This window comes from Microcoleus sp. CAWBG640 (assembly GCF_020883015.1).
GTDB classification, from domain to species: Bacteria; Cyanobacteriota; Cyanobacteriia; order Cyanobacteriales; family Microcoleaceae; genus Microcoleus; species Microcoleus anatoxicus.
Map to the genome: position 1 here is coordinate 1 of NZ_JAHRFC010000036.1, position 20,901 is coordinate 20,901.

The window sequence follows — 20,901 nt, forward strand, 5'->3', positions numbered from 1 at the left end:
ATTCATCAGCACAATTCCAATCTGAGAAGGCAAATGTGCTACTGCTAAATCATTCTTAATTTCCTCTTCCACCAAATCTGCCATTAGCTGAATGTAAGCAGGTTCATCGTAAAAAGAAGGAATGTAACGCTGTCCTGTTACCCAATGTTCTTTACCATCAAAGGTTTGTGCTAAAGCATTGTTTACCTGTTCCACCGCAATCCCACTGGTGAAAACAGAATCAACAACCAACAGCGGATAAATCAGAATTTTATCAAATCCTTCAGCCTTAATTTGCGGAATTACTTGTTCCGGCAAAAAGGGCGCGCAAAAGTTAAAAGCTTTGAACACTTTTACTTTGTCGCCCCATTTTTCCTGCAAATTCTTTTCGATCCCAGCGCGCTGCTGTTCAAAAATTGCATTGTGCGGCGACACGAATTGACCGTGTTGATGACTCCACTCGTGCAAGTCGAAAATCGCTAAAATCTTCGCCAGCGGTGGATAGATCCAAGTCGGTACCGGTGCAAACTTTGCCGTAAGTAAGTTTAAAGCTTGCTCGTTGTAGTTGGCAAAATCATCGTAGCTTTCAACTTCGCCGTAACCCATCAGCAAGACAGCTACGCGATCGCTGTTTGCCGGTGCAGCAGATGTTTTGAACTCAATTTTTTCGGGAGAAGCAACCACTTTGTATTCCTCAATTAGAATGATTTTGATCGTCGCAGAAAGGATGAATAATAATTGCGAACAGAAACCCGGTTTTTAGACTCCCCGGAGATCCCCCTAAATCCCCCTTAAGAAGGGGGACTTTGAGACTCTTTCTCCCCCCTTCTTAAGGGGGGCTGGGGGGGATCGGAATCTGATGGGAAAGGTAAGAGAATACGCCGCAGGGTCTGAAGGATCGTTAAGTTTTATGTTTTCTTAAGACTTCCTGACTTTGCCTCTGCTTTCGGTGTCTCGGAGCGTTCCCAGCGTTTATTTTGGGGGGATACCCTTCAAACAAAACTCTGTTATCAGTTTAACATCCTATCCCCCTGCATGGCATATAATTAATTAAGCTATACAATAAAGTAAAGTTATGTTAAGCTCATAATTAATTTTCTTGAAGCAAGATGAGACTGGTAATTTGCCCCGGAATTCACGACCCAAAACTGACTGATGCTTTCCTGGCGGGAATTTCAGAGGTTTGGCGAGATGCACAACCCAGGCAAAATACCCAAACATTCTACCCTGTCAAGATTTTTCCGGCTCATAAACATCCACCTTTCTCGGCTATTGACATATTCCACTTTTTGTGCAGGGAGGAGTTAGCTGGAGAAAGTCTAGTATTTGTCAGCTTTTCGGCTGGGGTAGTTGGGGCGATCGGGGGGGCGTGGATGTGGCAACAAATCGGTGGCAAAGTCGCTGCCTTCATTGCTGTAGACGGTTGGGGAGTACCCCTGGGGGGCACTTTTCCCATCCACCGCATCAGCCACGATCGCTTTACACACTGGAGTTCGGCTATTCTCGGTGGCGGTGGAGATAGTTTTTATGCCGATCCACCCATCCCCCATTTAGATTTGTGGGGCCAACCCCAAACCGCCCTAGGCTGGCAAACCAGTCACACAGCCGAGGGTAGCGAAACTTTTAAACCCGCCACCGCAGCAACATTTTTAGTCCACTTATTGAAACGTTACGGAGTCCAATCAGTTGTTTAACTTTAATTTATTATCCTCAGCGATCGCGCCTATTTTCAATCTCACCGCCCTCGAAAATTCTGTATCTTCTTCAGACAGAAAAAACAGCCTCCAGCAGTGGTTGATATTTGGTGCCTCAGCTTTTTTAGTATCAATTCCAGTTTTTGTCCAAGCACCATTAGTGCGTTTGTATCCAACCATCAGTTTGCTCTCAACCATCCCGTGGTTCGTACTTAGTTTGATTTTTATTTTTCGCCCAAAAACCCAACTTTGGGGAGACTTATTGTTGGGATTTGCCGGATGTTGGCTGGCAGGCTCGATCTATTGGGGCTGGTTTAGGTGGGAACCAATTTTACATCTACCTATAGAAGCAATTGGCTTGCCGTTTGCGATTTGGTGCTTGGGCAAATCTTGGGGAAAAGTGGGAGCATATTTTTATTTAGGTTCGCTATTTGGCACTGCTATTACTGATTTATATTTTTACTTAACCGGTTTGATGCCTTACTGGCGGCAAGTCATGCACGCGGAACCGGAATTGGCGATGCCGATTTTTCAAAGTGCGATCGGACAAATTGAAACTCCTTGGGGCATAGGTTGGGCTCTGGTTTTAATTGCTGTGCTTTTAAGTGTGGGTTTGGTGAGTTTGCGCGATCGCACTTTGCACTGGCGGGCATTCAGTGGAGCAGTTTTGAGCACGCTTTTAGTAGATGGCTTATTTTGGCTAGCTGCATCCGCTGCTTAAGACTTATGATTTCTTTCCACTCGTTTCCAGGCAGAGCCTGGAAACGCCGATCGGTCGGCTCTGCCTCCATTTTTGTTCGGAAACCAGGCAGTTTTACTCGTTTCCAGGCAGAGCCTGGAAACGCCGATCGGTCGGCTCTGCCTCCAATTTTTGTTCGGAAACGAGGCAGTTTTTTCAGATTTTCGGCAACCACGCAGAGCCTCTAGATATTGTTTCCCAGGCAGAGCCTGGGAACCAGTTATGAGTTAAAATCTAATATCTAACATCTAACATCGAGATCATGGCTTTTATTTCAATTGGCGGTGTAGAACACTATTACGAGTGGATAACAGCAGACGGAAGCGCCCAACCCAGCGGCAAACCTGTGATGGTATTTTTGCACGGATGGGCAGGCTCGGCTCGCTACTGGGAAAGTACCGCGCGCGCTATTGCTGGTGAGTTTGATTGTCTGCTTTATGATATGAGAGGTTTTGGACGTTCTCCACTGCCAAAAAATCCTCCTGAGTCTAGCTACGAACTCGAAACCTATGCCCATGACTTAGCCGAATTACTAGCAGCTTTGAATTTAAGTCGCGTCTATCTAAATGCTCATTCCACAGGTGCATCAATTGCTACTTTATTCCTTAACCTTTATCCCGAAAAAGTAGAAAAAGCGATTCTGACTTGCAGTGGCATTTTTGAATACGAGGAAAAAGCCTTTACAACTTTTCACAAATTCGGTGGCTATGTGGTTAAATTCCGGCCACCTTGGTTGGCTTCTATTCCGTTTGTCGATCGCCTATTTATGGCACGGTTTTTGCACCGCTCCCTGCCGACAGAGGTCAGTTTGGCATTTCTAAAGGATTTCTTAATGGCAGATGAGGAAGCGGCTATAGGTACAATGGTGACAGCAGTCAGCAAAAAAGCTGCGGAGGAAATGCCCCAAGAATTTGCGCGCCTAAGTGTTCCCACACTGCTGGTAGCTGGAGAATTCGATCAAATTATTCCGGCAATCATGGGCAAACGAGCCGCTTCCCTCAGCGACAAAGTAGAATTTGTTATAATCCCAAATACATCTCACTTTCCGATGCTGGAAGATGCCACAACATATTTGCAGCGAATCCGGGATTTTTTGCCAGCAGTGGCATAACTGAGCTAATGTTCATCCAATGTACGATCGGGGAAGCCAGCTTTGAGAGCAGCCTTTACTCCGATCTTAGTTTTTAATTACTAATTTCTGAAAGCGAAAGGTGGTAACATGAACGACCTCGACCAATACTATAGAGTGCTGGAAATATTGCCGGGAGCAACTCCTGAAGAAATTACCCAAGCCTACAAGGATTTAGCGTTCATTTGGCACCCCGATCGCATTCCCAAAGATCGGCCCAGATTGCTAGAAAAAGCTGAAGCAAAGATTAAGGAAATTAATCAAGCTCGCGAAAAATTGCGATCGATTCAACCCAGGGATCAGAATCAACATAGTCAACACAAAAACACCCAGCACCACCAAAACACCCAGCACCACCAAAACACCCAGCACCACCAAAACACCCAGCACAGAAGCACCCAGCACCAAAGCTCTCAGTACCAAAGCTCTCAGTACCGAAACTCTCCATACCAAAACTCTCCATACCAAAATACTCAGCCACCACCGGCAAGCTCAAAAGAAACCCGTTATGCTTCAGAGGCTTATCGTGGAAAATATGCTGGAAACTCTTCTGCAAATCCTTCAGGGCCCTATTCAACTACCCCCCGTTACCAATCATCCTCATCCTCATCCTCATCTTCATCTTACCGCCCCGCTACCCCACAAAGTCCCGATTTGAGCGGTTCCAACTTCAAAGGAGCTTCCTTAAAAGAAAAGGATTTTGCCGGCAGAAACTTGAGCAATGCTAACTTGAGTCAAGCCGACTTAAGCGATGCTTTTCTACATAACGTTAACCTCACAGGCGCAAATTTGCATAAAGCCAATTTGTTCAGAGCTAACCTATTAGGAGCTTGTTTAATCAATGCCAACTTGAGAGAAACTAACTTAATCGGAGCTGATTTGAGTGGCGCTGACTTGAGTGGTGCAGATTTAACAGGAGCTAAAATCGGTTATGGCGATCGAGTAATGGTAAAACTTACCGGAGCCAGATTATCGGGAACTATCTTACCCGATGGTACTGTTCACAGTTAATCACTGTTGATTAGTTATATGTTATTTGTTATTTGTAATTTTTGGGTTGCAGGTGGTGGCATCAGGACTAATGCCCTAGGCCCTAGGCCCGATTCCCCATGCTCGTACAGGAGATTCCTAGAGTTTAGCGCGAAATTTTCTGCCTGTAGCCAGCATCGCAACTCCGGCTATCAAACCGCCCAGAGTCATAGGTTCGGGAACCGGTTCGGCTTTTTGGGTGCCCAAAGAACCGCCTTTAATAAATACAGCAGAATCTAAATTACCATCCCCCACATCTTTAATGCGGATGCTGAGAACATTCGTCTGATTTTTATTGAGCAAACCCTCAAAACCTAAAACTTTAGTAAAGCCATCCAGCTTAATAATATTAGCAGCCAGGCCTGTCACGACTGGATTATTGATATAGTCGGAGTGATCTTGAGAGCGATTATTTGGATCGGGAACCAGATTATTAATGGTAACAGCTTTGCCATCGCTCAACTTGGCCAAATTATTGCCATTCAACAGTAGTTCAAAATCGTCATTAAATGGAGAACCACCAAACTCAGGAAACTCCTCGGAACCAAATACATATTCAAAGAACAACTTTTCCGCGGTAGAGTCAGCAAAAAAACTGAGGTTGAGCTGAGTTAAATCTCCAGCTTCACCCTTGGGCCCAAAGTCAGTGTTTAAATCAGTGCCATTGAAGAAGAGATTATCTTTGTTATTCCTGCCGGCTATGTCAGCTACTCTACCAGTGCTGAGAACAACACCTGAGTGCAAACCGAAGGGGTCATTGCTAAAAGTACCAAAAGCAGCACTATTTCCAGTCACTGACACAGAGAAATTACTCAATCCCGCTGTCTGAGTTCCTAACAACTGGTTTTTTAAAGTTTCGGTATTATTGGTTGCACCTACAGAAAATGCCATCGCGGGTGCGGTCAACAAGCTGAAAGCAGCAGCGGTGAAGGTAGCAGTTAAGGCAGCAATTTTATGAGGGCTGAGCATATTTTTTTTGCTAAAATCACAGGTATAAATTCAATCTACAATTAGATCATGGCATTAAATATAGGTAATATATATTACCTTTATCAACTCTTTAATTCTAAGTATTTATACTGAAACATTTAGAGATTTAAACTCGGTAATTATGGGCTGTGACGCGATCGCAGCAGCCACAAGTCAGAAGCAAAAATCAGACATGATTATCCTATTCGATGGCTGGAAAATCAAATCCCATAGAGGGCGGGCTTGGTCAAAAACCCCTTGCTACTCCCTCAGAGCGTGGATCGGCCGCCCCCTCCAACCAATCATCGGGTGTTACGACGATCGCATTAGCATTTCCCCAACTTTCCCGTTGCTGAATCTGGTGTCCCCGCCGTCGCAACTGATCCAGCGTCGCACCATCAAAACCTCCCCGTTCCAGCATTAGGCGATCGGGCAGCCACTGATGGTGAATCCTCGGTGCGGATACAGCCTCACCGACATTCATGTCGTAAACCAACACATTAAGTAAAATTTGCAGCACAGTGGTAATAATCGTACTACCTCCGGGAGACCCCACCGCGAGGCGAAATTTGCCATTTTCTGTCACAATCACCGGCGTCATGCTGGATAAAGGAGTTTTGCCGCTGGCGATCGCATTTGCATCCCCACCCACCAAACCAAACAAATTCGGCACTCCCGGTGCCGCAGCAAAATCGTCCATCTCATTGTTGAGCAAAATTCCTGTACCCGCAGCCACAGCCCCAGCCCCAAAACCACCATTCACAGTAAACGTCAAACTGACCACATTGCGCTCTGTGTCAACTACCGTTAGGTGCGTAGTCTCCGGCGACTCCGACACCAAGCGACTCAAAGTTTGAGCATCCACAGCTTTTACTTCCCTCGAAGGTTTGGCTTGACTCTGGATTTGCGATCGCCTCCATCTGCCATAATTTTTGCTAGTCAGAGCTTTGACGGGGACACTCACAAAATCTGGATCGCCCAAATACTCAGCTCGATCGGCATAAGCAATCTTCATTGATTCGGCCAACAAGTGCAAAGTATCTGGATTTTTCCTTCCCATAGTCTTTAAATCTGTATCGCCAATCATATTCAAAATTTGCAGCAAATGAACGCCACCGGAAGCAGGAGGCGACATTGCGCAAATTCGGTAAGTCCGAAAGTTGCCACAAACTGGATTGCGCCAAATCGGTGTATAGTTTTTCAGGTCTTCGAGAGTAATCAACCCACCGTTTTTCGCCATGTCAGAGGCGATCGCCCTAGCAATTTTCCCTCGATAAAAACTTTGCGGCTCTGTCGCAATCTGGCGTAAAGTCCGCCCCAAATCCCGCTGCACCAGCAGTTCCCCTGGTTGGTATAAAACACCACTGCGGGTAAAAACTTCCCGTGCCGCCTGGTTGTTGTTAATCGCATTCTGTCGCAACTTCACAGCCTGGGTAAACCGCGAACTCACCGGAAAACCATTTTCTGCCAAGGCAATCGCCGGTGCCACCAAAGTAGCCCAAGGCAACTTCCCGTACTCGCGGTGCACCGTATAAAGTCCCCCCACAGTACCAGGAATCCCCGCGGCCAAATGCCCATCTAGACTTGCTCTGGGACGCACTTTTCCTTGCTTGTCCAAATACATATCCCGCGTCGCCCCTTTGGGAGCCCGTTCCCGAAAATCCAAGGCTTGCACAGTCCCTGCTTGGGCCCGTCGCAGCAGCAAAAAACCCCCACCGCCGATACCCGCCGCAAAAGGCTCCACCACCGAAATTGCCAAAGCCGTAGCCACGGCTGCATCCACTGCATTGCCTCCCTGTTGCAGCACCCACAGCCCCGCATCGCTGGCCAGGGGGTGAGCAGACACTGCTATGCCTTGTTTGCTATGCTGTTGCTGAAACTTGGGTGGTTGCTGTAGCTGCTGCTGGCAACCACATACCATAACTGTTAGAAATAAAGTATAAATTGGTACTTTTTTAGATAAACTTAAAAACATGGTTGACAGAAGACTAAACTTGTTTAATTCTAAATTACATGACATCCTCCTTCAGACATAAATCTAATGTTGATTATCAAAAATATCACTGCCCACCATATACCTCAAGTAGATGATTTAAAATACCAACAGCTTATCGCTCTAAGCTCCTGCTTATCAAATCTCCATCACACCTGAGCTACTGTAATAGTCTATTTATGAACAGCACAAAAGTCAGTGTCATCATTCCTGCCTTCAATGCAGCCGAAACCCTGGTGGCGGCAGTTTCTTCCGCACTCAATGGCAGCCACCAGCATCTAGAAATCTTAATTGTTGATGACTGCTCTACTGATGATACTAGGAAAATAGCAGCTCAACTTGCGGAGTCTAATCCGCGAATTCAGTTATTTGTAAATCCCGAAAATTATGGGGTTTCTAAGTCGAGAAATTTAATGATCGAGCGCGCCACAGGTGAGTATGTAGCGTTTCTCGACAGCGACGATACTTGGGAACCAAACAAGCTGGAATTTTGTTTGCAAATGCTGGCAGAACATTCAGAAGTTAAAGCTGTTGCTCACGCTTTGCGGTACTTAGATAAAAGTGGTAACAAGTTGAGTTATATTCCTACCTATCCTACAACTAAAGCCGAAATGCAGGGGATTAAGTTGACAGGGGATAGTCCTTGGGTTTTTCCGTCTTCTGTGGTAATTGAGCGAGAAATTCTCCTCAAAGAAGGTGGCTTCGCTGAAGATTGGTTGGTAGGGGAAGATACAGAGTTATTTACCAGAATTTCTCACAAGTACGGCTTGTTGGCGACGAAACAGCCTTTGGGCAATTACCGGATTAGAGGGAATTCTCTCACAGATAAGCACTGGTTGAAAAAACGCATAGCTTCTGATTGTATCAAGGAAAATCAACGGCGACGTCTGCGGGGAGAGCCGGAGTTATCTTTAAGTCATTACGAACAGTTATGTTTTCAGAATTTGCCACTTTGGCAAAAGCTCAACAAATTTAGACAATTTTTGGCACTGCACTACATGAGAAAGCTAGGACAAAGTTGGTTGAACCGGGAGTTTTTGCAGACTCTTGTTTACGGGATTGCTACTACAGTTCTCAATCCTCAAGCTAGTTTAAATAAGTTGAAATGGATGAAGTATCATGAAGAAAGGTTTGACACTCCCTAGTTGATTGAATTTATGGACTGGCAGGAAATTTCTGGGAATTGGGTATTGATTCCTTCAACTAGACCGATCGCGATCGTACATTTTCTCGGTGGTGCCTTTGTGGCGACAGCACCACACTTGACCTATCGCTGGCTATTGGAGGCCTTGGGAAATCAAGGATATGTTGTAGTAGCGACACCTTTTGTCAATACTTTGGATCATATTGCGATCGCCCGTGATGTCCTCAATAAATTTGAAAATGCTCTGGGACGATTGCAGGCGATGAAGTTGCTGCGATCGCGATATCTCCCCATCTACGGAATGGGACACAGCATGGGGTGCAAACTCCATCTGCTGATTGGTGCTGTCTTTGACGTAGAAAGGTCAGGCAATATTCTGATCTCTTTCAACAATTATGCAGCTTCTGAAGCAATCCCGATCGTCGAGCAAATTTCCCCTGTCTTTAACGTCGAATTTACTCCTTCTCCCCAGGATACCAATCGCTTGGTGAAAGATAACTATCAAATTCGGCGCAATCTGTTAATTAAATTTAAGGATGACAACATCGACCAAACTTTGCTGTTAACAGACTTGCTAAAAGTGAAATATTCCGACATGATTACTGTTCAGATCCTGGCCGGCAACCATCAAACACCCTTGGGTCAAGATGTTAGCTGGCCGATGGGTCAAATTTTTACACCCTTCGATGCGATCGGACAGTGGGTGAAACAAGAAGTGTATCGGGAATTAAATCAATTAAAAAAGACTGTTTTGCTGTGGCTCAATCCTGTTTCAAAAATTTAAACTTTCCATCCAGATATGTCACATGATCGGAATTTTTCCGTGTTTTTTTGTGCACCCGCTATACCTGGTACTCCAGGTTAGCGGTGATATCGTTTACGGTTGGATCGGAATGATTTAACCGCAGAGAGCGCAGAGGGCACAGAGGAGAAGAAGAAAGATGAATACAGGACGGTGCTACCGGATTTGAGAGGAGTATTTGAAATACTCACCGTCGTGAACGAGCGGTGATTCTTGACACTTCATCGGATGAAGCTACCGGAGTAGTCTTACTCTTCCTCTGTGTCCGTTTAGAGTCGTGGCGATTCCCCATCCCGACGTCAACGCCCTAGTTTATTAGGAATACCTTCGCAGCCACCGGGAATAGTCTCTCTCGATTTCGAGCCACACCAAGCGCAGCAGTATTGACGTTGCTCCTCTGACATTCGCTTGACACCAGTGAAATCAGCACGTTCAACCACAGCCCCGGTATATTCCCCCGTGGTGTAGTTAGGAAATTCAGTCCGACTGCGAGGGGAAGCGCTTTCGCCCGAACCATAAAATAATGTCGTACCCCTGATATCAGCGCGGGTGAGATTGGCATCATACAACACAGCGCGGGAGAGGTTGGCTTTCACTAAATCGCACTTGCTGAGATTGGCCCGGACGAGATTAGCTTCACTTAAATCTGTCCACCGCAAATCAGTGTTCGCCAAGTCGGCCCCTGCTAACATGACATTGAGATCGATGACGCGGATACCGTGGTCTCTGTCTTCCGCGTAGCCACCATCACCGTCTAGAATGGGGCGGCCTAAGAGTCGATCGCGCTTCAGAGGAGTAACCAACCTTGACTGCGACAAAAACCGGAGAATTTTAGCTTTACCTTCGGCATCTACACTGCTCATAATCGCAGCAGTGCGACCTTCGGCGATCGCCCTTTCCTGCGGCCAATCTTCCAAAAATCCTTGTTCATCCAGGGCCAAATCCGAAACCCCTTGAAAATAAGCATCGATGGTTTGCTGCTGAGTAATTCGATTTTGCTGAATAGTCAAATCTTTTGAAATCACGTACTGTCGCCAAGCCACGTAAACACCCAAAATTGCGATCAAAATTTGACCCAAAGCGCCAATTAACTCACCCAGAGCTCCGACAGCATCCCAGTTAATTTGAATATTGCGGGTTCCCGGTTCAGTGTTAGAGCCGCTTAGCATCAGCAAGCCAGCGATTCCTGCCAAAAGTCCAAAGCTAGCCACGATTAGGGTGCGCCAAGTGGGGGGGATGACTTGCATCCAGATTTTGCCCCAGTTGGGCCACATCAGTCGCAGAGCAATCCCGATCGCTCCGATCGCACCCAACAAGCCAATCCACACATTATCGATCGCCAGTCCGATAATCATCCCAGCGATCGACCCCAAAATCAGCACCGAACCCGACATTTCCCCAGTCGTTTGTTTGGGATACTCTGGCAAGATAATTTTACGGGTTGGAGGTGGCGGTAACGGTTTTTCCGGTTCAGCAGTAGGGACGATATTGGTTTCCCCAGCAGGTACTGACGGGGTAGCACCATTAAGATTTTCTAAAGTCGCGATCGACTCAGGGGAGTTGGATGGAGAAGGATTGGGTTCTGGTGTCATGCGTTGAGATAACTTCTAACTGTGGCTGCTCACCTTGATTTTACCGAAGCCCGACAATTCTAGATAGCATATCGATTTTAGTTTTGAGATTGAGCGAAGTGAACCATTGACAAATCCGGTTTGAGCATATTTTCGACTACGCGAGCGTACAAGTTACCCATTACACGCTCACCTCACCTAATTGAGAAAGGCTATATGTGAGATAGGCATCCTAGCTGTTAATTAACAGAGTTTTTGAGAAAATATCTAAGTGCTGGATTTTCCACAAAATTATTTATAAAAACCACCCACCTAAGGATCCAAATAAGCCTTTAGGAAATAAACACCAACCGTCCCCAATATCAAAACCATCATCCCCAACACTAACTCCATACTCAACCTTGATTATCAACTCGATTTAAGCAAACATGGCAAGTCTTAGAGCTAGGGAACCATCGATCAATTTCGATATATTGCCTTCCTTGACTTTCAGCCTTGTACTTGAGCATTGTGCAGAACATACCCCAGCCGACATCGCTAATCGCTTTGGCTAAATTATGATTCTTGACCATACCCTTGATGTTGAGGTTTTCTACTGCAATAACTTGGTTTTCGTTTACTATCTTGCGGGATAGTTTGTGCAGAAAATCTTCACGACATCTCGCAATTTTGGAGTGAACTTTTGCCACTGCCAATCTGGCTTTTTTACGATTTTGGCTACCTTTCTTTTTCTTGGATAGCTTTTGCTGTTTACGCTTTAAGTTGCGTTGATGTTTGATAAAAAATCTAGGATTATCAAACTTAGAGCCGTCACTGGTAATCGCAAAATGAGTCAACCCAACATCAATACCGATAGCTTTATCTACTGGCATTAATTCAGGATTAGCTTTGCCATCGTCAACCAAGACAGATACAAAGTATTTACCGTCTGGATTGCGAGAAACCGTTACGGTTTTGACATCACCTTCAAAATCACGATGACGCTGACAGTGAACTAAGCCAATCTTAGGTAGATTGATTTTGTCTCCGTCAAACTTGACGTTTTGGGGATAACTAATTGACTGCCTACCATGCTTTGATTTGAACTTAGGCAACAGGGCGCGTTTATCAAAGAAGTTTTTGTAGGCAGTTGATAGATTCAAAGCTACAACTTGCAAGCATTGAGAATATGGCTCTTTTAGCCATTCGTACTCTTTCTTGAGCGCAGGAAGCAAGCCTTGTATGTATCCCCTACTCAGTCCTTTACCAGTATTTTTGTAGGTTTCTTGACACAAATTCAAGGCGTAGTTCCAGAACCATCGCGCACAGCCAAAAGACTTTGCAAGCAAGGTTTCTTGCTCACTTGTGGGATAGATTCTGTACTTATACGCTTGATACATTTATCAAGAATATCTAATGCTGATCAGATTATTCTAACACATAGAATGATATTGATTCGCTGTCGCTCAATTTATTTACGGGCTGCGCTTTCATCCCGTCACTCATCCTTGTAAACGGATAGAGTGCGGGACTTCCCGTTCGCGTTAGTTAAAAGTATGGGGATAGGGAGACACCGCAGCCAAAACGATAAATATCATCGCAGCCACAGCCGGTAGTAACCAAATCATCACCTTGTCGCCCCAAGCATCAGGCTGGCCATAAAAACCGAAATGAATCGGAATGCGCGAGGGCAGAACAGCCCAAAACTGTAGAATTATCAAAATAGCCAGTAAAATCGCGATCGCAGCAGCGAACTCTCCGGCTATCAACAGTGGCGATCGCCCCAGAGAAATCACAGGTCGTAGGTTTGGCTTGTTTCCACTCATAGGTACGTTAATTTAGATTAAGATTAAATATCATAGTATTGGTTCCAATTTAGCCCAGATATTAAGTAAGAATGCCATGACAGCTCAGGTTTTGGTTGAAAAGAAAAAGTTAGAAAAACCGCCCCTAACCATACACACATTGGGCGATCGCGTGCTGCGCCAGCCAGCAAAGCGAGTCAAAAGCGTTGACGCAGAAATTCGGCAGCTAGTCCGAGAAATGCTGCAAACCATGTACAGTGCTGAGGGCATCGGTTTAGCAGCCCCTCAAGTCGGAGTCAACAAACAAGTCATCGTGCTCGACTGCGAACCGGATAACCCAGCTAAACCGCCACTGGTTTTGATCAACCCCACCATCAAAAATACCAGTGGCGAAGTCTCCCCTTTCCAAGAAGGCTGTTTAAGCATTCCGGGAGTTTATTTAGAAGTCAAGCGCCCAGAAATGATTGAAGTCTCCTATCGCGACGAATACGGCCGCCCGCAAACTCTGAAAGCGACAGAATTACTATCGAGGGCTATTCAGCACGAAATGGATCACCTCAACGGAGTGCTATTTGTAGACAGAGTAGAAAACAAACTCGCACTAAATGAAGAATTGGTCAAGCATAAATTTTCACCAAAGGCGGTAAAATCGGTATGATGGCAGGAACTCCTAAAAGTAGTTTATTTTTGGCTCTTTCGTGCATTGCTGCGATCGCCGCCGTCGGGTCAGTCTTTGAGCTATCTTCGGGAGAAGCTCAACTAGGCACTTTAGTCACAGGAATCATTCTCGCCCTCAGCATACCCCTCACCGGACTATTCTTTTATGCAGCAGTTAGGGATGCTAGGGCAAATCTATGATTAGTTAGTTGACAGTTGACAGTTGACAGTTGACAGTTGACAGTTGATAGTTGATAGTTGATAGTTGACAGTTGACAGTTGTTATTAGTTATTGGTTAAACGAATAACCAATAACGAATAACCAATAACGAATAACCAATAACCAATAACTAATAACTAATAACAACCAACCAATAACTAATAACTAATGACCAATAACCAATAACTAATAAGATGGGATTTCTGCGACAAGTGCCAGCTCAAGGTGCTGTGGCTGCGACAGCATCCAAGTACCAACTTTCTGAAATTATGGAAGTGGCGATCGGACGCGATCGCAGTTGTCAAATAGCCTTGGAATCGATGGCCTATGGCATGGTTTCCCGCCGCCACGCCACAGTCCGTCCCCTCACTACAGGCAATATTCTGACCTGGGAAATTTGCGACCTCAACAGCGCCAACGGTACTTATGTCAATGGTCAAAGGCTACAAGCCAGCCAAACTTTAGAAACAGGCGATCGCATCAGTCTCGGTATTGACGGCCCTCAATTTATATTTGAAACTACCCTACAAAACACCCAAAATTCGCCACGATTCCCGACAGTAAATCCCACCTTGTCTAACGGTGGCGAAAAGGAAAATCTCACTTTCACTCAATTATTTCCCATCGCCTCCACCGGAAAACAACTAAGTCAAAAAGCTTACTTATATCCCGGCATTGCTACAGTTGGTTTTGTAGTTTCGATGTTTGTAGCAGTGGGAAATTCAGCAGCTTTCAATTTTCTGCTGGCCGCTTATCTTTCCGGTGCAGCTTACTATTTCATATATCAACTGTGTGGCAAACACAAGCCTTGGTGGATATTATTTTGTTCTGCCCTAGGTACTATCTTAATTTTACTGAGCCCTTTATTGATTGGATTTATAGTAGTATTTAGAGAAATTTTGCCCGGAAGACTACCAGCCGAAGGCGAACAAATAAGTTTTTTTCCTTTCTTAATCCGAATGTTTTTCGGTGCAGGTCTGATGGAAGAATTGCTGAAAGCTTTACCAGTTTTGGCAGCGATGGTGCTGGGGAATTTGTTGCGAAATCCCTGGCGGGAGCGCGTCGGTGTTTGGGAACCCTTAGACGGAATTTTGTTGGGAAGCGCCTCGGCAGTTGGCTTTACACTATTAGAAACTCTGGGACAGTATGTTCCGAATATCATTCAAAATGTCACTCTACAAGCAGGGCCAGATGCCGGAGAATTAGTAGGTTTACAGTTGCTAATTCCCCGAATTTTGGGCTCCGTCGCCGGACACATGGCTTACAGTGGCTATCTGGGATATTTTATCGGTTTGAGTGCCCTTAAACCTAAAAAGCGCTGGCAAATTTTGGGCGTAGGCTATCTCAGCGCTGCGGCACTTCACGCTTTGTGGAATGCGTCGGGAAGCGCCAGCGTACTTTTTCTCGCGGTGGTGGGAGTTTTGTCCTATGCGTTTTTGGTGGCGGCGATTTTGAAAGCTAGGGCGTTGTCTCCAAATCGATCGCAAAATTTTGCAACTCGCATATTTTCTGAAAAGTGAAGTTCGGCAACGGATTTTGTAACGGATGTAACGGATGTAACGGATGGAAAGAAGAAGGAAAAAAAGAAACTATGCCCCATGCCCCATGCCCCATGCCCAATTCCCAATGATGATTCAAGTCAAACGGGGTTATCGTCCCCAGGCATCTGATAATAGTATTGAAGCCGATATCTATTTATTTGACAAACTGCGGCAGTTGTCTCTCAAACAGCGCTTAGAACAAGCAGCTACCCTCGATCGCACAGTCAAAAAACTTTCCCTGATCGGCATCAAATTGAGATTAAAAAAAGCAGCCATTGCTGAAATTAGAGAACATTTTTGCCGTGCAGTCTTGGCGGAAAAGTTTTATTCAGACTTTCAACCTATTGGGACTGATGAAATGATGTGGATTCAAGACTCTATTGCTTTGGCTCAACAACTTCACGCCCTCCTAGAATCAATTAATATCCCCTACTATGTTGGCGGAGGTGTTGCTAGTTCTATTCACGGAGAAGCTCGATCGACTCGCGATTTAGATTTGGCAATTCAGATTCCCAGACAAGAAATTGATTTGTTAGTAACAACGCTAGAAAACGCTGGATTTTATTGTCCGGCTGGGGCAGTAGAAGAGTTGAAACAATCTCGGACTCAGCTCCTCAATATAACTCATACTGAGACCATAGCTAATGCAGATATCTATATCGCAGACAACACTCCTTTTGCTCTGTCTCAAATGTCTCGCCGACAATTGATAGAGGTTGAAGGAACAGCTAATTTTTGGGTTGCATCCCCGGAAGATACGATCGTCCAAAAGTTATTTTGGGCAAAAAATAGTCGGTCTGAAAAACAGTGGCGCGACGTTTTGGGGATCTTGAAGCTGCAAGGCGCTAATCTCGATCGCGACTATTTGCAAGAGTGGGCCCACCGTTTGGAAGTTCTGGATGCCTTAACTCAAGCTATGACTGAGGCGGGGATATGACTGTTGACTGTTGACTGTTGACTGTTGACTTGGGGCATGGGGCATGGGGCATGGGGCATGGGAAACTGTCAACTGCCAACTACCAACTGCCAACTGCCAACTGCCAACTACCGACTGCCAACTGCCAACAGTCAACTGACTTCTTCCTTCTCTTAGAATTTCTTCACAAATAGATCTGCTGTGGTACTATCTGGATGGCTGTGAGTAACTGAGGGAAGCCAAAAGGCTTGATTCCTGTGGTGGAGGAGAATCCAGGAGTGCTAGATAGGATGTCATTAGGATACGCAAACGTTTTCGGGCACCGAGGTCAACCTGAACCCCTTCGCATTGGGGTGATTGGGGTTGGCAATATGGGCCAACATCACACGCGAGTCTTGAGCCTGCTCAAAGATATCGAGCTCGTGGGTATTGCAGATATAAATGTAGAGCGGGGAATTGATGTAGCAAGTAAATACCGGGTTCGCTTCTTTGAAGACTACCGAGATTTGCTCGCCCACGTAGATGCAGTTTGCGTCGCCGTTCCAACTCGCCTACACCACCCTGTGGGGATGTCTTGTCTCCAAGCGGGTGTTCACGTTTTAATTGAAAAGCCGATCGCGGCTAGTATTACTGAAGCTGAATCTTTGGTCAACGCGGCTGCGGAATCCCACCGGATTTTGCAAGTGGGGCACATCGAGCGCTTCAATCCAGCTTTTCAGGAACTCGGCAAAGTGCTGAAAACTGAGGAGTTACTGGCGTTGGAAGCTCACCGGATGAGTCCCTATTCCGATCGGGCCAATGATGTATCGGTAGTTTTGGATTTAATGATCCACGACATCGACTTGCTGTTGGAATTGGCATCTTCCCCAGTGGTGAAGTTGACCGCTAGCGGCAGTAGAGCATCGAATTCTGGTTATTTAGACTATGTAACAGCTACTTTAAACTTTGCGAACGGCATTGTAGCTACCCTGACTGCTAGTAAGGTGACGCACCGCAAACTCCGTTCCATAGTTGCTCATTGTAAGAATTCTCTGACAGAGGCCGATTTTCTCAACAACGAAATCTTGATTCACCGACAAACAACCGCCAATTATGTGACGGATTATGGTCAGGTGCTTTACCGTCAAGATGGGTTGATTGAGAAAGTTTACACCAGCAATATTGAACCGCTCCATGCAGAATTGGAGCATTTTATTAATTGCGTGCGGGGTGGAAATCAGCCTTCTGTCGGGGGAGAACAAGCTCTGAAAGCTCTGCGGCTCGCAAGTTCGATCGAGCAAATGGCGCTCGATGGTCAAGCTTGGTATCCGAAAGAGCTAGAGTCTACTTTGCAAATAAGTTAGAGCCAAAACAAATCGAGTCGTTTCCGGGTGCTTCTACAGTTTGGGTTTGTTGTTTGTTAATGGGGTTTTCAACTGTATTTTTGCAACCGGATTCGATGTCGGTCGATTTGAGTTTTGAGATTTTCAATTTGAGATTTACCCGATGAATCTAAAGCTATTAGTCAAAATTAGCTCAGGATTTATGGTCAAAAAAAGCGACTATTTGACGAGAGATAGTTTGGCTAACTAGCTGATTTCCTTGAGGACTTAGGTGAATGCTGTCTCGATACAAACTGGTAAGTTCCGTCGCCCAATTGAAAATGGGCAGAAAATCGATGTAAGTAATTTTCTCGGTGGTGACGAGTTCGGCAAGACGCGATCGAGCTTTGACTTCCCAGTCGTGAGGACCACTCTCGCCTAATTCGTGCCGTTTTGGTGTCAAGGCTAGTACAAACTTGATGTTGGCAAGGTTTGCTGCTGTTTTGATTTGGCGAATAGCTTCTAAGTTGCAGCCAACTTTGTCCTCATTTGGGGCTACAGGTGTTGTCAATTTTTCCCTAGGTACTGTGGGTATTAGGTAGCGATTTAATAGTTGGACGATCGCCATCACTGGTTTACGATCGGGGTAAGCTGGATCGCGCCCCACTACGGCAGAGCAAGGAGCAGATGCAAACAAATCGTCCGTATTCAGCAACAAAACCACCACCAAAGCCCCAAATAGACCAAAACGATTGGCGTAAGCCAGTTGATTCCTCGGTCCCCAAGAATTGGCTGAACAGTTGAGAACTTCAAAGTTACAATAATAGTTGACTTTTGAATGTAATTGTGCATTGGTGCTGAGAGGGGAAATTTGCAGCCTCAACTGCCGAGCGATGATTTCCGATATGGTATCTGTTCGATCGGTCCACCAGCCACCGTTAGCGACAGAATCTCCTAACAATAAAACTCGCAGAGTGTCTGGAGCCGGCAGTGGGGCGATGGCACCTGTACGCATGGAATACTCATTAATCTCAATCCGGTTTCCCCAGCGACGCACCCTCTGGTTGGGAGCGAGGAAATAGCCACACTCCGCATCGGGAATGTAAATCAAAGCATTGCCAAAACCCAGAAGTACCCGCAGCAGCACTTCTATTCCTAACAACAATCCTGCGGTGACAGCCAAAATAATCAGAGCTACTTTCACATTTTTAACCTCGATCGACCACCAAAAGCCGCCGATCGCCAGACGGATCTACAGATATAACCAGATTTCGAGTCATTCGATCGCCCTTGTGGATATAGAATTCTAAAATATGCCGTCAAAATCCGCCGTCAGCCGTAGCGTCAACTTGGTGGTTTCAGGAAAGCCCGTGGACTTAAAACAAATATTCAAAACGCCGAATCCCATAATCGGTGTCGTACATTTACAGCCTCTACCAACTTCCCCCCGCTGGGGTGGGAATCTCAAAGCAATTATCGGGAGAGCCGAACAAGAGGCTACAGCACTGGCTTCTGGCGGCGCAAACGGTATCATAGTCGAGAACTTTTTCGATGCTCCTTTTGCCAAAAATAGTGTAGATCCAGCCGTGGTGAGTGCCATGACGCTGATCGTCGAGAGACTAACCAATCTGGTGACATTGCCCATCGGCATCAATGTGCTGCGAAACGATGCCCACAGCGCGATCGCCATCGCCTCCTGTACGGGAGCTCAATTCATCCGCGTCAACGTCCTCAACGGCACGATGGCTACAGACCAAGGCTTAATCGAAGGTCAAGCTCACCAGCTACTGCGCTACCGACGGGAATTGGGTAGCGATGTCAAAATATTAGCAGACGTGTTAGTCAAGCACGGGCAACCCCTTGGTAGCCCTAACTTGACCACAGCCATCCAAGAGACGATCGGACGCGCCTTAGCAGACGCGGTAATCCTCTCCGGGCCTAGGACTGGTAGCCCTCCTAATCTCGAAGAATTAGAAATGGCCACTTTAGCAGCAGCCGGAATTCCAGTTTTCATCGGTAGCGGTGCCTCCTGGGAAAACATTTCCACACTCATGCAAGCTGCTGATGGCGTCATCGTCTCTAGTTCCTTGAAACGAAACGGGCGCATCGATAATCCCATCGATCCGATTCGCGTCAGTCAGTTTGTAGAAGCAGCCCGCCGCAGCTTGTCTCACAAAGAGCACCAGAGCGAGGCTAATGGCTCTGGCGGGCTGATGCCGGAACTGGGTAAAGTCAAAAGTAAAATCTAAAATTAGCCATGGGTAATAGGGAATGAGGTCATCGGTGATGGGTAATTGGTAGCGGGCAATAACTGAAAACTCAGAATTCACAGTGACAAAAGCACCAATTCCCCATTCCCCATTCCCCATTCCCAATTACCCATTGCCAATTATCCATTACAAAATCGAACAATGATTCGCCGACGTTCAACCCCTTGGATTCATCGCTCGTCTAGGACTGTGATGGCCGCGATCGCAGTTATCGGTGTTCTAGAAACCGCCTATCTGACGATCGCTAAATTCACCACAGGCTCAGTAGTTTGTCCCACCAGCGGCTGCGACAAAGTTCTCAACAGTCCCTACGCTACAGTCTTTGGCGTAGTGCCTTTAAGTTTGTTAGGTTGTTTAGCTTATCTGAGCATAGCAATCCTCGCCTACGCTCCCAAAACCGTCAATCCTGACACCAATAAAGGACTGCACACTCAACTAGAAAATTGGACCTGGCAAGGGCTATTCATCATCAGTGCTGCGATGGTAATTTTCAGCAGTTACTTGATGTATTTGATGGCTTTTGAAATTCAGGAACTGTGCATTTATTGTGTCAGTTCTGCGGTGTTTTCCCTCTCCCTCTTTGTGTTGACCTTAGTCGGCCGCGAGTGGGAAGATATTGGTCAACTCGTGTTTACAGGCATGGTGGTGGCCATGGTGAGTGCGATCTCTGTATTGGGACTTTACAACAGCGTCAAAGCACCTCCTGTGAAGGTCTATAAGCCGGGTATAGCGGCTCCTCTGGTCACTACCACATCGGGACCGGCGGAAATGGCTTTAGCCCGACATCTGACACAACTTGGTGCAAAGGAATACGGTGCTTACTGGTGTCCTCACTGCTACGATCAAAAAATGCTGTTTGGCAGAGAAGCAGCAAAATTAATTGATTATGTCGAATGCGATCCCAAAGGAGAAAATTCTCGCGCCGAAATTTGCCAAGCTGCTGCTGCTAACGTCAAAGGTTTCCCTACTTGGGAGATTAAAGGTCAGTTTTATTCTGGGACTAAATCTTTAGAACAACTTGCAGAATTGTCTGGTTACAGCGGTCCGCGCAATTTTCTCAAAGTACCGTAAGGGCAATCCCCGTGTTTACATCTACATTTGGATAGGATGGGTCAAACAATTTTGGATTAAAATTTTGGATTGTTCCGATCGAGCTTCTACCT

Annotated in this window: 19 protein-coding genes and 2 pseudogenes; 13 read left to right on the top strand and 8 right to left on the bottom strand. The window is 46.0% G+C overall.

Translation table 11 applies throughout. The features are described 5' to 3' along the window. Positions 1–663, bottom strand: a 663-nt coding sequence (locus AAFP11_RS18040; RefSeq protein ID WP_341738331.1) for a ferrochelatase, incomplete at its 3' end; no start/stop codon positions are given. A 425-nt stretch (positions 664–1,088) separates the two neighbouring features. Between AAFP11_RS18040 and AAFP11_RS18045 the strand changes: the two genes are divergently transcribed. The 4 genes from AAFP11_RS18045 (at position 1,089) to AAFP11_RS18060 (ending at position 4,552) form a co-directional block, all read left to right on the top strand. Further along, positions 1,089–1,673 (top strand): hypothetical protein, encoded by a 585-nt coding sequence (locus AAFP11_RS18045; protein WP_341738332.1) that lies wholly within the window; start codon positions 1,089–1,091, stop codon positions 1,671–1,673. After that, the gene (locus tag AAFP11_RS18050) at positions 1,666–2,394 is read left to right on the top strand and encodes a DUF3120 domain-containing protein (protein ID WP_340551159.1); all 729 of its coding nucleotides are present in this window, start codon (positions 1,666–1,668) and stop codon (positions 2,392–2,394) included. The genes AAFP11_RS18045 and AAFP11_RS18050 overlap by 8 nt, the downstream gene beginning before the upstream one ends. Positions 2,395–2,674: 280 nt before the next feature. Then, a complete protein-coding gene (locus tag AAFP11_RS18055; protein WP_341738333.1) occupies positions 2,675–3,523 on the top strand; it encodes an alpha/beta hydrolase in 849 nt (282 codons plus the stop codon). A 108-nt stretch (positions 3,524–3,631) separates the two neighbouring features. Then, entirely contained in the window at positions 3,632–4,552 is a 921-nt protein-coding gene (locus AAFP11_RS18060; protein ID WP_341738334.1) for a pentapeptide repeat-containing protein, read from the top strand. A 117-nt stretch (positions 4,553–4,669) separates the two neighbouring features. Here AAFP11_RS18060 and AAFP11_RS18065 read toward each other — a convergent pair whose 3' ends face one another. After that, positions 4,670–5,539, bottom strand: coding sequence for a choice-of-anchor L domain-containing protein (locus AAFP11_RS18065; protein ID WP_341738335.1), 870 nt, complete (start codon positions 5,537–5,539; stop codon positions 4,670–4,672). A 247-nt stretch (positions 5,540–5,786) separates the two neighbouring features. Next, positions 5,787–7,460, bottom strand: coding sequence for a gamma-glutamyltransferase (gene ggt / locus AAFP11_RS18070; protein WP_340525072.1), 1,674 nt, complete (start codon positions 7,458–7,460; stop codon positions 5,787–5,789). Between the two features lie 251 nt (positions 7,461–7,711). Between ggt and AAFP11_RS18075 the strand changes: the two genes are divergently transcribed. Together AAFP11_RS18075 and AAFP11_RS18080 are read left to right on the top strand one after the other, a co-directional pair. Continuing rightward, positions 7,712–8,677, top strand: coding sequence for a glycosyltransferase family A protein (locus tag AAFP11_RS18075; RefSeq protein WP_341738336.1), 966 nt, complete (start codon positions 7,712–7,714; stop codon positions 8,675–8,677). A gap of 12 nt (positions 8,678–8,689) precedes the next feature. Next, on the top strand, positions 8,690–9,460 hold the full coding sequence (locus tag AAFP11_RS18080; RefSeq protein ID WP_341738337.1) for a DUF1350 family protein: 771 nt from the start codon (positions 8,690–8,692) through the stop codon (positions 9,458–9,460). Between the two features lie 317 nt (positions 9,461–9,777). On the opposite strand, the gene AAFP11_RS18085 is transcribed toward AAFP11_RS18080, so the two are convergent. The 3 genes and pseudogenes from AAFP11_RS18085 to AAFP11_RS18095 form a co-directional block, all read right to left on the bottom strand. Then, positions 9,778–11,070 carry a pentapeptide repeat-containing protein gene (locus AAFP11_RS18085; RefSeq protein ID WP_341738338.1) on the bottom strand — a complete coding sequence of 431 codons (1,293 nt, stop codon included), beginning with the start codon at positions 11,068–11,070 and terminating at the stop codon, positions 9,778–9,780. A 389-nt stretch (positions 11,071–11,459) separates the two neighbouring features. Further along, positions 11,460–12,428 (bottom strand): annotated as a pseudogene (locus tag AAFP11_RS18090) (RNA-guided endonuclease TnpB family protein); the annotation flags it as partial. A gap of 144 nt (positions 12,429–12,572) precedes the next feature. Next, positions 12,573–12,854 (bottom strand): DUF1648 domain-containing protein, encoded by a 282-nt coding sequence (locus tag AAFP11_RS18095; RefSeq protein WP_341738339.1) that lies wholly within the window; start codon positions 12,852–12,854, stop codon positions 12,573–12,575. Positions 12,855–12,930: 76 nt separating this feature from the next. On the opposite strand from AAFP11_RS18095, the gene def reads away from it, so the two are divergent. Together def and AAFP11_RS18105 are read left to right on the top strand one after the other, a co-directional pair. Beyond that, positions 12,931–13,491 (top strand): peptide deformylase, encoded by a 561-nt coding sequence (def, locus tag AAFP11_RS18100; protein WP_340523748.1) that lies wholly within the window; start codon positions 12,931–12,933, stop codon positions 13,489–13,491. Beyond that, complete coding sequence (locus AAFP11_RS18105) at positions 13,491–13,691, top strand: hypothetical protein (protein WP_340523764.1); 201 nt, start codon at positions 13,491–13,493, stop codon at positions 13,689–13,691. The genes def and AAFP11_RS18105 overlap by 1 nt, the downstream gene beginning before the upstream one ends. A 152-nt stretch (positions 13,692–13,843) precedes the next feature. Here the strand turns inward: AAFP11_RS18105 and AAFP11_RS18110 are convergent. Further along, positions 13,844–13,906 (bottom strand): annotated as a pseudogene (locus tag AAFP11_RS18110) (D-galactonate transporter); the annotation flags it as partial. Between AAFP11_RS18110 and AAFP11_RS18115 the strand changes: the two are divergent. From AAFP11_RS18115 to AAFP11_RS18125, 3 genes are all read left to right on the top strand, one after another. Beyond that, a complete protein-coding gene (locus tag AAFP11_RS18115) occupies positions 13,905–15,230 on the top strand; it encodes a PrsW family glutamic-type intramembrane protease (RefSeq protein WP_341738340.1) in 1,326 nt (441 codons plus the stop codon). The pseudogene AAFP11_RS18110 and the gene AAFP11_RS18115 overlap by 2 nt on opposite strands. Before the next feature lie 106 nt (positions 15,231–15,336). Beyond that, complete coding sequence (locus tag AAFP11_RS18120; protein ID WP_341738341.1) at positions 15,337–16,188, top strand: hypothetical protein; 852 nt, start codon at positions 15,337–15,339, stop codon at positions 16,186–16,188. A 269-nt stretch (positions 16,189–16,457) separates the two neighbouring features. Beyond that, on the top strand, positions 16,458–17,510 hold the full coding sequence (locus tag AAFP11_RS18125) for a Gfo/Idh/MocA family oxidoreductase (protein WP_341738342.1): 1,053 nt from the start codon (positions 16,458–16,460) through the stop codon (positions 17,508–17,510). A gap of 172 nt (positions 17,511–17,682) precedes the next feature. Here AAFP11_RS18125 and AAFP11_RS18130 read toward each other — a convergent pair whose 3' ends face one another. Then, positions 17,683–18,672, bottom strand: a complete 990-nt coding sequence (locus tag AAFP11_RS18130) for an SGNH/GDSL hydrolase family protein (RefSeq protein WP_341738343.1) — start codon at positions 18,670–18,672, stop codon at positions 17,683–17,685. Between the two features lie 166 nt (positions 18,673–18,838). Between AAFP11_RS18130 and AAFP11_RS18135 the strand changes: the two genes are divergently transcribed. Both AAFP11_RS18135 and AAFP11_RS18140 read left to right on the top strand, forming a co-directional pair. Further along, positions 18,839–19,717, top strand: a complete 879-nt coding sequence (locus AAFP11_RS18135) for a BtpA/SgcQ family protein (RefSeq protein WP_341738378.1) — start codon at positions 18,839–18,841, stop codon at positions 19,715–19,717. Positions 19,718–19,879: 162 nt separating this feature from the next. Then, complete coding sequence (locus AAFP11_RS18140; RefSeq protein ID WP_341738344.1) at positions 19,880–20,809, top strand: vitamin K epoxide reductase family protein; 930 nt, start codon at positions 19,880–19,882, stop codon at positions 20,807–20,809. Positions 20,810–20,901 lie beyond the last annotated feature (92 nt).

Bases quoted from the DNA above. Each gene is read 5' to 3' on its own strand.
- AAFP11_RS18055 (WP_341738333.1), top strand. From the start codon at position 2,675: ATGGCTTTTATTTCAATTGGCGGTGTAGAACACTATTACGAGTGGATA.
- AAFP11_RS18105 (WP_340523764.1), top strand. From the start codon at position 13,491: ATGGCAGGAACTCCTAAAAGTAGTTTATTTTTGGCTCTTTCGTGCATT.
- AAFP11_RS18095 (WP_341738339.1), bottom strand. From the start codon at position 12,854: ATGAGTGGAAACAAGCCAAACCTACGACCTGTGATTTCTCTGGGGCGA.
- AAFP11_RS18075 (WP_341738336.1), top strand. From the start codon at position 7,712: ATGAACAGCACAAAAGTCAGTGTCATCATTCCTGCCTTCAATGCAGCC.
- AAFP11_RS18080 (WP_341738337.1), top strand. From the start codon at position 8,690: ATGGACTGGCAGGAAATTTCTGGGAATTGGGTATTGATTCCTTCAACT.
- def (WP_340523748.1), top strand. From the start codon at position 12,931: ATGACAGCTCAGGTTTTGGTTGAAAAGAAAAAGTTAGAAAAACCGCCC.
- AAFP11_RS18115 (WP_341738340.1), top strand. From the start codon at position 13,905: ATGGGATTTCTGCGACAAGTGCCAGCTCAAGGTGCTGTGGCTGCGACA.
- AAFP11_RS18125 (WP_341738342.1), top strand. From the start codon at position 16,458: ATGTCATTAGGATACGCAAACGTTTTCGGGCACCGAGGTCAACCTGAA.
- AAFP11_RS18120 (WP_341738341.1), top strand. From the start codon at position 15,337: ATGATGATTCAAGTCAAACGGGGTTATCGTCCCCAGGCATCTGATAAT.
- AAFP11_RS18140 (WP_341738344.1), top strand. From the start codon at position 19,880: ATGATTCGCCGACGTTCAACCCCTTGGATTCATCGCTCGTCTAGGACT.
- AAFP11_RS18065 (WP_341738335.1), bottom strand. From the start codon at position 5,539: ATGCTCAGCCCTCATAAAATTGCTGCCTTAACTGCTACCTTCACCGCT.
- ggt (WP_340525072.1), bottom strand. From the start codon at position 7,460: ATGGTATGTGGTTGCCAGCAGCAGCTACAGCAACCACCCAAGTTTCAG.
- AAFP11_RS18085 (WP_341738338.1), bottom strand. From the start codon at position 11,070: ATGACACCAGAACCCAATCCTTCTCCATCCAACTCCCCTGAGTCGATC.
- AAFP11_RS18060 (WP_341738334.1), top strand. From the start codon at position 3,632: ATGAACGACCTCGACCAATACTATAGAGTGCTGGAAATATTGCCGGGA.
- AAFP11_RS18045 (WP_341738332.1), top strand. From the start codon at position 1,089: ATGAGACTGGTAATTTGCCCCGGAATTCACGACCCAAAACTGACTGAT.